Raw genomic sequence first — 15507 nt, 5'->3', positions numbered from 1 at the left:
ACGCTACAGCAGTGGTGATAACGATATTCTTATTGACTGAATTATGAAAAATAAAATACTGATTTGTTGTCTGATAATGCTTTCAGTGGGAGCAACGGCACAAAAGAACGAATGGCAGGATCCCGAAATCAATGCGGTTAACCGGGCACCGATGCATAGTAATTATTTTGCTTATGAATCGGCAGAAAGCGCCACAAAAGGGAGTAAAGAACAATCGACCAACTTTATGACCTTAAATGGTGTCTGGAAATTTAATTGGGTACGCAATGCCGATCAACGCCCGACGGATTTCTATCAAACGGCTTTCAATGATAAGGGCTGGGATAATATGAAAGTACCCGGTGTATGGGAACTGAACGGTTATGGCGATCCGATATACGTAAATATGGGATATGCATGGAAAAACCAGTTTAAAAATGATCCGCCCAGATTTCCGAACGAAAATAACCATGTAGGTTCGTACCGTAAAGAAATAACCATTCCGGCTGATTGGAATGGCAGGGAAATATTTGCACATTTTGGTTCGGTAACCTCTAATATTTATTTGTGGGTGAACGGCAAATATGTAGGATATAGCGAAGATAGCAAATTAGAGGCTGAATTCAACCTGACTTCTTATCTCAAACCCGGTAAAAACCTGATAGCATTCCAGGTGTTCCGTTGGTGTGATGGAACTTATCTGGAGGATCAGGACTTTTTCCGCTTTGCCGGTGTGGGGCGAGATTGCTACCTCTATACTCGTAACAAAACATATATACAGGATATTCGTGTAACTCCCGATCTTGATACACAGTACAAAGATGGTACCTTGAATATAACCCTTCAGATGAAAAATAGTGGAGAAGTCACCCTTGATTTGAAAGATATGAAAGGAAACCTAGTCTCTACCGTAGAAGTAAAAGGTTCGGGAACACTATCAGCCGATATGCAAGTAATTGCTCCTGCTAAATGGACGGCAGAGACACCTAATCTGTATACTCTTACAGCCACACTGAAAAGTGGAGGTAAGGTTTTGGAAGTAATTCCTGTGAAAGTAGGATTCAGGAAAATAGAGATGAAAAATGCACAGATATTGGTGAACGGTCAGCCTGTATTGTTCAAAGGGGTTAACCGGCACGAAATAGATCCCGATGGAGGTTATGTCGTTTCGCGCGAACGCATGATACAGGATATCAGCATAATGAAGAAATTTAATATTAACGCAGTGCGTACCAGTCACTATCCTAATGATAATCAGTGGTACGACCTTTGCGACGAGTATGGTTTGTATGTGGTAGCCGAAGCAAATGTGGAGTCACATGGTATGGGCTATAAAGATAAAACATTGGCTAAGAATCCGGTCTATGCAAAAGCGCATCTCGAGCGTAATCAACGTAATGTACAACGCAGTTATAATCATCCTTCCATTATATTTTGGTCACTGGGGAATGAAGCCGGTTTCGGTCCAAACTTCGAAGCATGCTATAGATGGGTGAAAAATGAGGATAAAACCCGTCCGGTGCAGTATGAAAAAGCGCAGACCAACGAGTTTACGGATGTTTTTTGTCCTATGTACCTGGATTATGCCGGATGTGAAAAATATCTACAGGGAAATATTACCAAACCGCTGATACAGTGCGAATATGCCCATGCAATGGGTAACTCGATGGGAGGATTTAAAGAATACTGGGATCTGACCCGTAAATATCCGTCATATCAGGGAGGTTTTATCTGGGATTTTGTGGATCAGTCGGTTCGTTGGAAAAACAAAGATGGCGTGGAGATATACGCTTATGGCGGAGACTTCAATTCTTATGATGCCAGTGACCTGAATTTCTGTAATAATGGGCTTATCAGTCCCGATCGTGTTCCAAATCCGCATATGTACGAGGTAGAACGCATCTATCAGTCGATATGGACAACGTCCTCCAATCTGGAAAAAGGAGAAATTAAAATTTATAACGAAAACTTCTTTCGGGATTTGTCGGGATATTACCTTGAATGGTATTTGCTTGCCGATGGTGAAGTTGTACAACAAGGTATTGTAAACGATTTGGATGTAGCTCCCCAACAGACAAATGTAATGAGGCTGGACTATAAAATGGATAACATTTGTAAGAACAAAGAACTGTTACTAAATGTGTCTTATAAATTGAAGAGTGCAGAAATGCCCCTTCCTATTGGACATACAGTTGCAAAAGATCAATTAGTAATTAGACCCTATTTGTTTAAAAAATTGGACGTGAATAGTGCAAAACAGGTTAATATAGCTACAGTATCTCCTGTGGTGAAAGAGAATGATCGAAACTTCTTAATTATAGAAGGAGAGGAGTTTATGATTGATTTCGATAAGAAAGACGGTTTTATGTCTAGATACATGGTGGAAGGTCGCGAATACCTTTATACAGGTAGCAGGTTAAGACCTAATTTCTGGCGTGCCCCTACCGATAACGATTTTGGAGCCGATCTGCAAAATAAATACCGTGTATGGCTGAATCCCGAGATGAAGCTGACAGAGTTGAAGCATACAATAACAGATGATGTGGTAACAATATCTGCACGTTATGATATGCCGATTGTATCTGCTCAACTCCTCCTGACTTACACAATCAATAACAAAGGAGCTGTGAAGGTTGTACAAAAGATGATTGCTGGTAAAGGTACTGATGTTCCGGGTATGTTCCGTTTCGGTATGCAAATGCAAATGCCAAAAGAGTTTGATAAGATCGACTATTATGGACGTGGGCCTATAGAGAATTATCAGGATCGGAAGAGTGCAACCGACTTAGGGCGTTACCACCAGACTGTAGCCGAACAATACTATCCTTATGTCCGTCCACAGGAAACCGGAACAAAGAGCGATATTCGTTGGTGGAGGCAGCTAAATACCGGAGGCTTTGGTTTAGAGTTTGTCGCTGATGCACCTTTCTCTGCTTCTGCATTAAACTACAGTATAGAGTCTTTGGATGACGGCACAAGTAAAAAACAAATGCACTGGCCTGAAGTGAAACCGGTAGATTATACAAATCTCTGTATTGATAGTGTACAAATGGGGTTGGGCTGTGTAAACAGCTGGGGGGCAATGCCGCTCGAACAGTACAGGCTTCCGTATCAGGACTATGAATTTACATTTGTTATGTATCCACTCAAATAAGCTGTATTTACAGACAATCGGAATGGATAAAAGTATTTTGTAAATAACAAATGGTGGGTTATAATATAACTCGCCATTTGTTATCTATATAAGATAGTTAGCCTCTGATCATAGTTAATAACATCTTGAATTTTTCTACAGCATACAAAGCATGGGTAATATTTGCCGGCATAATAATAGATTCGTTTGCCTTGACAATAAAAGGCTTACCATCTATCTTTATTTCAACTTCACCGTCGAGTATTTGTACAAAAGCATCGAAAGGTGCTGTGTGTTCACTCAGTCCTTGTCCTTTGTCGAAAGAAAACAGTGTAATGTTTCCAACTTGATTCTTAAGTATCTGTTTGCTGACTACTCCACCTTCGGAGTACTCTATTGAAGCAGCCATATTTAATACGGTTGCTTTGGGATATATTTCTTTCATATTTAGACTATTTATCTTGATTTATTTACAAAGATACATAAGTTGTATGAGACAATTGGATAACTGAAATTTTTCTGTGGGCTTCTAAGATCCTTCGGGAGTTTAGGTACAAAAAAGTACGGATGTTCTGTCAATAGAACATCCGTATCATTCTAATAAGAAAGTCAGCGATTTGCTTTACGCATTTTTACTTCTTCGATCAACTTAGAAAGGGATTTTTCCTTTTTTCGTTTTTCGTGTTCCGAGGCAGAAAAGTGCCATGACTCCCGTTGAAGTTTCATATAGCTCTCATACACTTTATGATCTAATATGCCACCGTTTACCGCTTCTAAAACGGCGCAACCGGGTTCATTTGTATGCGTGCAATCTTTGAAACGACACGATTTTGCATAGTCGGAAATATTAAGTATTTCGCCAAGAGAGTCAGGATTGTCAATAGCCAAACCAAATTCCCGCACACCCGGAGTGTCGATTAAAACACCCGAACCGTCCATCAATACCATTTCCCGGCGGGTAGATGTATGTCTCCCTTTTCCCGTGGATAGGCTTATATCGGATGTGAGCAATGTCGAGCCTTCGCAAAGTGCGTTCACCAGAGAACTTTTTCCGACGCCCGAAGAGCCAACGAATACCACCGTTTCACCTTCCGATATGGATTCCCGTAGCCGGAGAATTGTTTCGGGTTGACGAATACTTGTGAAAAATACAGGTATCTGACTGATAATGTGTTTAATTTGTCCATCAACTTGCTGTTTGTCAAAAGGGAGATCGGCTTTGTTGAGAACTAATATTGGTTTGATATTCTCTTCCAATATCTGAGCCATAAAACGTTCTGCCCTCCTAACATTAAAGTTATCATCAAGGCTTTGCACTATAAAAGCCTTGTCGACATAAGAAGCAATAGTCTGCTTATCGGCCACCGTTCCGCTTTTTTTTCGATATAAAGTCCGTTCACGGGGTAGTATATCGATGATGATTCCTTTGCTTTCATCGAACGGTTGAAAAATAACCCAATCGCCTACGCAAGGTAATTCAAAGCCTGATTTGCTGTACATCATATTCCCGGTTAGTTCACATTGAAACAATCCTATTTCGGAAATAATTTCATAGCATGTCCGATGTACAACGGCTACCCGTCCATGAGGCAAATTCTCATGAATTGATTTTTGTTTTAGTTGGTCTAATTTTTCATCCCAACCATAAGTATTTAAATAATTCATTGTTCTACTTTTTTTGCGATATAAAATACATAACCATAGAATTCTTTATACTTGTGGTATATTTCCGCATCGTAACGCTGGAGTTCTACGAATTCTTCCGCCATTCTATTTCCTGCATATTTATCGAGAAACATTTCCTGTGCCTTGATCATTGGAGTAAAATAATGATCTGTCCAGCATGTTTCGGGCAGAATAAAGGTAGCAACAGGCATATACCCTGCTTTCTCTATCTGGGCTATTTTGTTGGAAATCGTATTCATTTCGGGAAAATGCGGCATACAGTAGTGCTCAATTTCCGCAGGACGTTTCTTAGTAAACCACGAGCTTTCAGTTACGGCAATATATCCTCCCGGTTTCAGGAACTTTCGCCACTCGTTCAATCCCCGTTCAAAACCGATATTATAAATGGCTCCTTCACACCAGATTAGGTCTAACCCCTCATTCTGAAAAGGGAGATCGTCCATTGAACGGACAATACCCTTCACTCTATCCTGAAGATTCAGCTCTTTGGCATTACTGTTGAATCGGTCGATAAATGACGGAAAAATATCAAAACCTGTAATCTGTCCCGGTGCCTGCTGAGCCAATACCATTGTCTGGCCGCCTGTTCCGCAACCGATGTCGGCGATAAGGGATTTATCGGTCAGGTTATCTATAAAACTCAATGCTTTCAGGGTTGCTTCGGGACTACCGGGCCCCTGGCGTTCTGTATTTAAAAAGAATTCACAGATTAAATTAAAATCGAACTCGTGAATAGTTGTGATACTTTCGTTACTCATTGTTGTAATGTATATAGCATACACTGAAAAGCATAATAATACTTTTGACATTGTACGCAGATTAAAAACTAAAATTTAATAATAGGAAATTACTCTCAAAAGGAGTTATCCGAGAGCAAACGAAAGGACAATCTGTACAGGAAATACAGATTGTTTATTAAACCAAATCCGATTTAAATAAATTAAGTGTCATAGTGCAAAGGTACTAAAAAAATAATTAGAGAGAAAATTTGTGATATTTTCTCTCTCTAATAGTAAGATTCAACCTGTTCAAAAAACAAAGTAAAATCCCCAATATCACCCCGATTAATTATTTTCTTGGTATATCTTTGGCTTTGGTTCGAAAGATGAGCCGTTGGATATTTTATTACAAAACAAAACTATTTTACCTTAAAGAGCCATCTTGTTCCGGCTAGTATAGTATGTGTATCTTGATTACTCATGGAATTGAATTCTCCCTGAAAGTTTGTATTTGAATATGCATACGCTATATGAAAGCGTAAATCTTTGACCTTGTCTTGCGTAAACGGATAAAATTCGAGAGCGGCTTGTATCCCTATACTCTCATAGGCGTTGCTATCGTATTTTTTATCGTAACGTTGATTCCATGTTCCTTTTATAATGGGTTTCCATTTGCCAAAATCATATTTAAGACTCAGTGCAACGGATTGATCCTGTACGTAACGCGAACCTAATTCCGTACTATCTACAATAGACCCATAATCCATATCACGATTCCCCCGGAAGTAGTCAAGTTCTGTTGTGAAGTTTCCTAAGTTCAGTTGTGTGCCAAGTGTAAGCCAATTGTAGAATTTTGATTTATTGTGCTGAAATATGCCGTAACCCCATCTTGTCCTCAGTTTTTTGTCGAATAGATCACCCACCCAAAGGAAATTTGCGGCGAATGCTTTGTTCTTATATTCTTCGCTGGCAAACTGCGGAGCATCTGAATTTACAATTTGAAGGTTTATCTCCTGACTGGAAAATTTATAAGCTATATTTACTCCGGTTTTGTACATATCTATATCTCCATTAACCATGGTCGATTGATATATATCTGCACCATTATAGTCATATTCGAATGTTCCTAACTGCATAGATTGTTTCCCCGCTGTAATAGTCCAGTCTTTACCTATATCGAATGCAATCCATGCCTGATCGGTTGCACTGGAATAATTGTCGCGAAGGAGAGGGGTTTGCGGTTTATTAAATCTGTGGCGGAATCTGTAACGAATACCGGGTATAATTTCGCCTACCAGCCATAGCCTGAAAGTTTGTGTACGGAAACTGGCATTATCTAAATCGCCATTATTGAACTGTGCCTGTAAATCTATTCTGGTATCTACCATTATATTCAGCATCTCGTCATTCCACAAAAGTTTGTTCAGTATATTTTCACTTTCCTTATGCTGGGCTTGTACTCCTATGCTGATGAGAACAGAACAGATAATTATATATATTTTCTTCATATCATCTATATTTTGATACAAAAAAGTGTGGGTTAGATAACTAACCTACACTTCTTTTTTAGATATATGTTTCACTTTTGGATACTTTTCCAAGCTTCTACATATTCGTACATGGTTTCGGCAAGTTGTTTGCCTATAATGCTGTAGTCTGCATCTTCCAGATTCGCAAGGGAAACACGTACCGACCATTCGGGACCGGCAAACCCTCCTCCGTTGAGCAGTACAACAGACGATTTTTCGGCCAGACGGAATACAATATCTACGGGTTCGAAATTCTTTTCGAGGAAAGTAACAAAGTCCTTACCGTAATTCTTCATAGCCCACTCATGGATATCTATCTCACAATAATATGCAGCCCGTTCGGGGTCTTGAAGGATAGGAAATTCCATTCCATCCCATAGTAATTTGTATCGATGTTGGAGCAGGTCTATGCAATCCTGTTTATACTTATTCTCTTTATCAAGTATGGCAAATGCAGCAAATAATAACATTTGTATTTGTTGCGGGGTAGATAGTCCGGCAGTATGGTTCAATGCTACTTGGCGACTGTCGGCAACAAGCCTGTCTATGAACTTTAGTTTCTCGGGATGTAGTGTCAGGCTTTCGTATAATTTAGCTAATTTATTCTTTTCTTTTTCGGGGATGGCAGACAGCATATCATCGTAGATATTATTTTCGTGAAGAGCAATAACACCTAAACGCCATCCGGTTGCTCCGAAATATTTAGAGAAAGAGTATACACAAAGCGTATTTTGTGGAAGTTCGTTCATTAAAGAAACGAATCCCGGAACAAATGTACCATATACGTCATCTGTAAGAATCATAAGATTCGGATTCAGATTTTTAACGACTTTAACAAGATATTTGCGGCTGTGATCGGAGATTTCGACTGATGTCGGATTACTTGGATTCACAATAAAAAATGCCTTTATTGCTTTGTCTCCTAATTTATCCAGTTCTTCATCAGGATATTGAAAAGTAGAGTTTCCATTCTTGTCTTTTGCCGATCCATGTATATACGTTACTTTGAGATCATATCTGGCCAGTTCGGGAATTTCAAGATATGGAGTGAAAACGGGTACTCCGAGGGCTATTTTGTCCCCTTTTTTCAATAAGCCGTTTTCGACAAGTGAATCGAACAAATAACACATAGCGGCTGTTCCTCCTTCTACTGCAAACAGATCGTATTTGCCTTTGTGTGTAGGAGCATTGCCACACATCTCCTGTACGATATAGTCGTGTACAATAACTTCGGTTTGCTTAAGCATTCTTACCGGGCTTGGATATTGGTCTCCGATTATACCCTCAGTTATTTCAAAAATCCATGCTTCGGGGTCAAATTCATGTTTATCTATTGCGTATTTATACAATCCAAGTAAAAGATCTGCGCCGGGCAGTTGTTTGTTTTTATTCAGAAAATCTTCAAAACGTTTTGCAATACCTGATTTCTGAGGAATACCCGAAAGTCCCGAAGGTTTGTTCATTGCACGTTTGCTCTCTTCTATACCGAACTGTCCTAACAAGAAGAAAGCTTCACGAGGTACAGTTGCAGTCCAGTTAGGATTTCCACGTCCTGCATTTAACATCGCTCTTGCAGGCTTTTTCTGTTGGTCTGATGCTAGTGCGATTAAACTATCTTTTAATTCGAAAGGACTTAATTGTTCCAGTTCATCTTCGCGTTTACGAGATGTCTTTAATTTTTCTATATCCATAATATTTCTTTATTGATGTGAGTAAATATTTCTGAAGAGTTTTATCTTAACTCATTAATAATACGATGACTACCCCCCAGATAATAAGGAGCGTATTTCCTATTGCATAGGTTGTCGTATACGAAAGAGCTGGTACTTTGCTGTTAATGCCGTCTTGAATAGCTCCAAGGGCAGCTGTTGTAGTACGTGCTCCGGCACAGGCTCCTAAAGTAATGGCCGGATTGAATTTAAATACAAATCGTCCTAACATCAAGCCGATGAACATAGGTACAATGCTGACAAATATACCTGCGACAAAAAGACTTACACCGGCGGCTTTTAGTCCTGTGATAAAATCAGGGCCGGCGTTGATACCGACTACTGCAATGAAAATGTTTAATCCGAGGTTGTTCATTAACCAGATAGCAGGTTCGGGTACAGCACCGAAGGTAGGACGCAGGGAGCGAGCCCAACCAAAAATGATTCCCATAATCAAAACTCCTCCACTGGCGCTCAGGCTCAGAGGTATATTTCCGGTACGGATGGTGAGAGAACCGATAATTCCACCTAAGAATATACCGAGACCTACATACAGCAGGTCGGTTATATTGGTTGGACGTTCGGGGTAGCCTAAGTATTTAGCAAATCTGTCGACATCAGCTTTACGGCCTTCTATCTCGACAACATCTCCTCTTTGGAGTTTTACATTGTTTAATTTGGGTATATCGGCTTTTCCTCTGTATATTTTTCTGATTATTACGCCATGACGTTCCTTATAAGTTTTCAGGCTTTTTAGCGTAATTGAAGTAATGTCTTTATTGGTTACTATTACTCTTATTGCCTCTGCCTTGAAGTCTAAAAGCTCAACATCTGCAACTTCTTTTCCTATAGCATTTTCATCTGCAATAAGCGTGTCTATAGGACCATTCAATACAAGACGGTCTCCTTTATTTATAACAGTTTCGGCTGTAGGTTCTTGTATTATTTCTCCATTTAGAGGTCTGATGCGTTCGATGTATACAGGCCAGCCTCTGTTAACTAATAAGGTCTCTACTTCCTGCGCAGTTCTTGGTTGGTTAAAGTGGTCACTGCTAGCTTCTATTACTCTGAAGGTAGTGCCGTCATATGCATCTTCCATCGAAGCATCATTGTCGCCTATATCTCCACCTAGAGACTGCTCGTATTCTCTTACCTTTTTGTCGAAATCTTTACCAAGAAGTTTTGGCCCAACTGATGCTAAGAACCAAGCAGTTCCTGCAGTTCCGAAAATATATGTGACTGCATAAGCTACCGGAATCTGGTTGATAATGGATGTTTTCTGCTCCGTACTGATTGATAATTGATTGATAGTGTCAGTAGCTACACCGATAACGGCTGAGATTGTATTAGCACCGGCTAGCAGACCGGCCGTATTACCCAGATCGAAACCTGCTACCAGAGCACATATCCACGCTACCACTAAGCAGCAAAGGCAAATTATAACGGCAAACCCTATTTGTGGTAGTCCTTCTTTTTTCAGACTATGTATAAATTGTGGTCCGACACTATATCCTACGGCGAATAAGAATATTAAGAAAAAAGTTGATTTTACTGTTGGTGAAATGGTTATTCCTAATTGTCCAATCAGAACTCCCATTAGTAGTACACCGGTAACAGAACCTAAACTAAAACCTTTTATTTTAACTTTTCCTACGGCGAAACCTAGAGCCAGAGTTAAAAATATGGCGAGCTCAGGGGTGTTTTGTAATGTTTTTATAATCCAGTCCATACGTTTTTTATTTAATCCTAACCTAATTTAAGGGTCTTCCTATATGGGTAAAACAAGCGGATAGTCATTTTGTTTTTTATTTATCAGTATAGGGATGTTTTTTTGAGTTGATATAATAATTGAAGGCTGTTGAAATTTGAACGTGAAATAAGAAGTAATATGTTAGAGGTAATCCATTGATTAATAGAAAAGAATACCTATCTTTCGGTAAAACCACAATTAAATTGAAATCATGAAAAATCTAAGCATTGTCAGCTTAATTTTGTTGCTGGCAGTAAATGTGTGTGCGCAACCATCTTTGGGGCTGAAATTATGGTATGACCGTCCTGCTGACTTATGGGTGGAGGCTTTGCCATTGGGTAACGGGCGTCTGGGTGCCATGGTATATGGAAATCCTGCTCATGAAGAATTCCAGCTTAATGAAGAAACTATATGGGGCGGTTCGCCATATAATAATACCAATCCGTTGGCTAAAGATGCTTTGCCAGAAATCAGGCAATTGATATTTGAGGGACAAAATCTGAAAGCTCAGGAAATGTGTGGTCCTGCCATATGTTCACAAGGAGCAAACGGTATGCCGTATCAAACAGTCGGATCATTACATTTCGATTTTGAAGGAATGGATTCATACCACGATTATTATCGTGAACTCGATATAGAAAAAGCTATAGCTAAAACAACATTTTCGGCTAATGGAGTGAAATACACCCGCGAAGCTTTTACATCTTTTACCGATCAACTATTAATGATAAGGTTTACAGCTTCGGAGAAAGGAAAAATAACTTTCACGACCCGTTATACAAGCCCTTATAAAGACGCAAGGAAAAGTGTAAATGAGAAAATGTTACAAATGGACGGAAAGGCGTCGGATCATGAAGGCATCGAAGGGAAAGTACGTTTTACATCTTTAGTGAAAGTCGATAATGATGGAGGAAGACTGGAAGTATTGTCAGATAGTACAATCAAGGTAATTGATGCGAATAGTGTAATCCTTTATGTGTCAATTGGTACTAATTTCAAAAATTATCAGGATGTAACCGGAGATTCCGAAAAGACTGCAATAGAATATTTGAAAAGGGTAGGAACAAAAACTTTCGAAAAGTATTTAGCAGATCATTCTGCCTATTATACAAAGTTTTTCGACAGGGTTTCATTAGACTTAGGTAGTAATGAACAAGCTACAAAAACAACAGATGTAAGAGTTAAAGAATTTGCCACTACATTCGATCCACAGATGTCTGCACTATATTTTCAGTTTGGCCGTTATCTGCTTATTTGTTCATCTCAGCCGGGGGGACAACCAGCTAACTTACAGGGAATATGGAACTATCAGTTACGGGCACCATGGGATGGAAAGTATACAACAGATATAAACGTGGAAATGAATTATTGGCCTGCGGAAGTTACTAATCTGGCCGAAATGCATCAACCTTTTCTCCAACTGATCGAAGATGTGGCTCTGACCGGAAAAGAAAGTGCTGCTATGTATGGTGCGCGGGGGTGGACTTTGCATCACAATACCGATATATGGCGTTCGACCGGGGCTGTAGACGGTCCTAAATATGGGGTTTGGCCGACTTGTAATGCTTGGTTCTCGCAACATTTATGGGATCGGTATTTGTTTTCTGGTGATGATCGTTACTTGAGTAGGGCATATCCGATTATGAAAGAAGCTTGTAAGTTTTATCTGGATTTCTTGGTGAAGGAACCTGAGAATGGCTGGTTGGTTGTTGCTCCCTCGTATTCACCGGAGAATGCTCCTAATGTGAAAGGAAAGAGGGAATGGGTTGTAACTGCCGGTTGTACAATGGATAACCAGATGGTTTTTGACCTGTTTTCGAATACAATACAAGCAGCTACAGTATTGTCGGAAGATAAATTATTTATTGATTCTTTACAAAGCGTAGTGAATCAGCTTCCACCTATGCAGATTGGAAAGTGGGGACAATTGCAAGAATGGATGCAGGATTGGGATAACCCCAGAGACCGGCATCGTCATATATCCCATTTGTGGGGGCTCTATCCCGGATATCAGATAAATAAATTCGAAAGTCCGGCATTATTTGAAGCAGCTAAGACTTCACTGATACATCGGGGCGATCCTTCGACCGGATGGTCTATGGGCTGGAAAGTTTGTTTGTGGGCAAGGCTGCTTGATGGTAATCATGCGTACAAACTTATTCAGGATCAGTTAAAACCTACAGTCGATGAAAAGGGACAGAATGGGGGCACATATCCAAACTTGTTCGATGCACATCCTCCTTTTCAGATAGATGGAAACTTTGGCTGTACGGCCGGTATTGCCGAAATGCTGGTTCAAAGTCATACAGGATCAATACATTTGCTGCCTGCAATTCCTGAGGTTTGGGCTAAAGGAACAGTCAAAGGTTTGAGATGTAGAGGTGGTTTTGACCTACAAGAACTTACATGGGAAAATGGAAAGGTTAAAAAAGTGAAGATTAAATCGAATGTAGGAGGAACATTGCGTATTCGTTGTGCTGATAAATTGCAAATGAAAGGGCAACCGTTGAATATAGCCAATGCTGAATTGGCGAACCGATTGCTGGAGACACAAAAAATTAAAGAACCTTTGATTACAGCAAATGCTCCTGTAGTTACACCTTCCTTGTCTGACACGTTTTTATATGATATTGATACCAAAAAGGGAGAGGTTTACGAACTGGAATATTACCAGTAATCATTGCTATATTAAAGAACGGGTCTATATATATGATTATATAGACCCGTTTTCTTTGTGGCTTATTTTGTTTCACTCTTAAGAAATTGGATAATCTCTCCGGTAATATGATTTACTTTTTCTTCAATATTGAGAGATAGTGTGTCCGGATCATTAAAATCAGGATTTTCGATTAAAACCACTTCTAGAACGGAATATTTAGGCATCAATATCTGATCTTTATTCCATTTTGTAGCTTTTAGAATATCCCAGTATTTTCTTTGGGTTTTAGCATTTTGACCCATTAACCATAACTCAAATCTGATTTCAGTATGATTAAGAACTATTCCGAAACGTAACTCTTTATTTCTTAGAAACTCATCGAAGAAAGCAAAATATGTATAATCCATATATCCCGGTGAGACATTTCCGAATGTAAATTGTTTATCTATTCTCTTTGATAAATAGGACTTTAAATGTAATATGTATTTTACTAATCCCGTGTAAGCCTTTTGGATATCTCCTTTTCCTAATTGTGTCTTATATATGGATACATATTCGTTTAGTGTTTTTGTCATAATATCAGATTTATTAGAGTTCCAAATATAGTTTTTTCGTTTTTGTAGAACAAGGCTTTTGATGATCAGAAATAAAAAAAGGAGGCTGTTAAAGCCTCCTTTTTTATATAATAAGTTGATGTCGTTTAGTTCAACCAACGTGGGTCACCTATCTTTCTAGCTTTTGTATCGCTATCAATTATAGTGAAGTCTCCCTTATCCGGATTTTGGAAGAGCTCAGTGGTCTTTTTGTTGAGGTTGGTCAAGTCATCAATTGGAGCAGTAGGTGCTGTCGCTCCGGCAGCAACAGTCCATTCCAAATCACTTGCCCGGAAACACTTATCAAATGTTATCTTGCTGGAACTACTTCTCATACCATTTACAGTAGATCCCCAACCTGCTCCAAATATTGAATTCTTCACAGTTAATCCTCCAGGAATATCTTTGCCATTATAGTCAAATAGATAATTACCAGATCCCTTAGGAGAATAGCATACTGTTACGTTTTCAACCAAAATAGAAGTAATACTTGGACCTTTTGCTCCTACAAGGAATTTCTCGGCATGTGATATTGTAGAATTGGTAATCTTGACATTTGCTATAACCGAATTGTCATTGTCGTTGTTGACAATACCATATCCTCCGATAGAATCTATTACACAATTATTGATAGTAATATTATTGATCGTTGCTTGAGTCTGTGACCTGATCACTCCACGTTTGTATTTTATAACACAACTTTCGAATGTCAGATTTTCAAGAGTCGCATTTGACTGATTAAAGTTGAAGACGTATGTTCCTCCATAATTGCCAGAATCTCTAGGTTTGGTAGGACCTTCAGTAAAGAAGACTTTCTCGAACCTAACATTACTTACAGTAGAAGATGATGGAACTACGAAATTGTTATCAATAGCCATTACTGCATTTCCGCTAAAAGTTAGACCTGTAATGAATGTAATATTTCCTTTCAGTTCGATAGCGTTATTTATGTTATATACAGTACCTCCTTTTAGAACAATAGTTGCACCATCAGGATAGTTGGTATTAATGTTGGATATATATTCAGGAGTTATAAGGTTCAAACTTTCCTCGTCGCTTAGTCCTCTCAGGTCGAATACTTCTCCTTCATAAACTTGTGCAGCCGCTGTTTTGAACTGTCTTTTACCTTTATATATCATTTCTCCATCTTCCAGTACGTATGTATATACAGAGTAAGATGTCGCGGGATCAAGCTCTGATATAATCATTTGCTTTGTCTGATTGTCATCGTCAGTAACATCAATTGTTGATACTACTTCTCCTTTCTTTCCTAAGCGGATTTCGAATTGATCATAGTTAATATCATCCCAAGTTATTTTTACTTGTGTATCGATAATATCGGCATCCGTGAGAGCTTCAATACTTACCGGATAATCTTGTGTTGTTATATAGTACGAAGTATAATTAGATTCCAGACCTCCCCCAACGGATCTCATCATTACCTGATAATTTGTATCATATTCAAGATCATCAAAGGTGAAAAAAGTGGTATCTGTTGTTACTGTTCGGAGAGTAGTTTTAAATGTATCGGTAGACAGTGCCAGTTCAAAAGATTCTGCCCCTTCATACTTATCCCATTTCAATGTAAAATAAGTACCCGAAATAAAAGTCTCGTTAACCTGAGGGCGAAACAAGCGGTCTGCTGACAAATCATCATCATCGTTACAGCTTGCAAAGAAACTTGCAAAAAGTATGGATGTTATTGCCATTATGCTATATTTCAGTATTTTATTCATAATGTATATTCTTT

The 15507-nt window shown here is 39.0% G+C and carries 10 protein-coding genes; 2 read left to right on the top strand and 8 right to left on the bottom strand.

Annotated features, from left to right (window positions below):
• Nucleotides 1-43: 43 nt before the first annotated feature.
• Nucleotides 44-3133, top strand: coding sequence for a beta-galactosidase, LacZ type (locus tag BUC12_RS05300; RefSeq protein WP_062175924.1), 3090 nt, complete (start codon nucleotides 44-46; stop codon nucleotides 3131-3133).
• A gap of 97 nt (nucleotides 3134-3230) precedes the next feature.
• Here the strand turns inward: BUC12_RS05300 and BUC12_RS05295 are convergent, their stop codons facing one another.
• The 6 genes from BUC12_RS05295 to aspT all read right to left on the bottom strand — a co-directional run bounded on the left by BUC12_RS05295 (nucleotide 3231) and on the right by aspT (nucleotide 10484).
• Nucleotides 3231-3557: a cupin domain-containing protein gene (locus tag BUC12_RS05295; RefSeq protein WP_062175926.1), complete on the bottom strand. Its 327-nt coding sequence runs from the start codon at nucleotides 3555-3557 to the stop codon at nucleotides 3231-3233.
• Between the two features lie 164 nt (nucleotides 3558-3721).
• A complete protein-coding gene (gene rsgA, locus BUC12_RS05290) occupies nucleotides 3722-4777 on the bottom strand; it encodes a ribosome small subunit-dependent GTPase A (protein ID WP_062175928.1) in 1056 nt (351 codons plus the stop codon).
• The gene (locus tag BUC12_RS05285; RefSeq protein ID WP_062175931.1) at nucleotides 4774-5556 is read right to left on the bottom strand and encodes a class I SAM-dependent methyltransferase; all 783 of its coding nucleotides are present in this window, start codon (nucleotides 5554-5556) and stop codon (nucleotides 4774-4776) included. The genes rsgA and BUC12_RS05285 overlap by 4 nt, the downstream gene beginning before the upstream one ends.
• Before the next feature lie 380 nt (nucleotides 5557-5936).
• The gene (locus BUC12_RS05280) at nucleotides 5937-7025 is read right to left on the bottom strand and encodes a porin (protein WP_139262008.1); all 1089 of its coding nucleotides are present in this window, start codon (nucleotides 7023-7025) and stop codon (nucleotides 5937-5939) included.
• Between the two features lie 71 nt (nucleotides 7026-7096).
• Nucleotides 7097-8737, bottom strand: a complete 1641-nt coding sequence (gene aspD, locus BUC12_RS05275) for an aspartate 4-decarboxylase (RefSeq protein WP_062175940.1) — start codon at nucleotides 8735-8737, stop codon at nucleotides 7097-7099.
• 46 nt (nucleotides 8738-8783) lie between these two features.
• Complete coding sequence (gene aspT / locus BUC12_RS05270) at nucleotides 8784-10484, bottom strand: aspartate-alanine antiporter (protein WP_062175942.1); 1701 nt, start codon at nucleotides 10482-10484, stop codon at nucleotides 8784-8786.
• A gap of 232 nt (nucleotides 10485-10716) precedes the next feature.
• Between aspT and BUC12_RS05265 the strand changes: the two genes are divergently transcribed.
• Nucleotides 10717-13182 (top strand): glycoside hydrolase family 95 protein, encoded by a 2466-nt coding sequence (locus tag BUC12_RS05265; protein ID WP_062175945.1) that lies wholly within the window; start codon nucleotides 10717-10719, stop codon nucleotides 13180-13182.
• A 62-nt stretch (nucleotides 13183-13244) separates the two neighbouring features.
• Here the strand turns inward: BUC12_RS05265 and BUC12_RS05260 are convergent, their stop codons facing one another.
• Together BUC12_RS05260 and BUC12_RS05255 are read right to left on the bottom strand one after the other, a co-directional pair.
• Nucleotides 13245-13739, bottom strand: coding sequence for a DUF7000 family protein (locus BUC12_RS05260; RefSeq protein ID WP_062176978.1), 495 nt, complete (start codon nucleotides 13737-13739; stop codon nucleotides 13245-13247).
• Nucleotides 13740-13864: 125 nt separating this feature from the next.
• Nucleotides 13865-15493 (bottom strand): DUF5123 domain-containing protein, encoded by a 1629-nt coding sequence (locus tag BUC12_RS05255; RefSeq protein WP_062175948.1) that lies wholly within the window; start codon nucleotides 15491-15493, stop codon nucleotides 13865-13867.
• Nucleotides 15494-15507 lie beyond the last annotated feature (14 nt).

This window comes from Indolivaga macrotermitis (assembly GCF_900128985.1).
Classification (GTDB): Bacteria; Bacteroidota; Bacteroidia; order Bacteroidales; family Dysgonomonadaceae; genus Dysgonomonas_A; species Dysgonomonas_A macrotermitis.
This window is presented reverse-complemented; position numbering and strand designations above follow the sequence as displayed.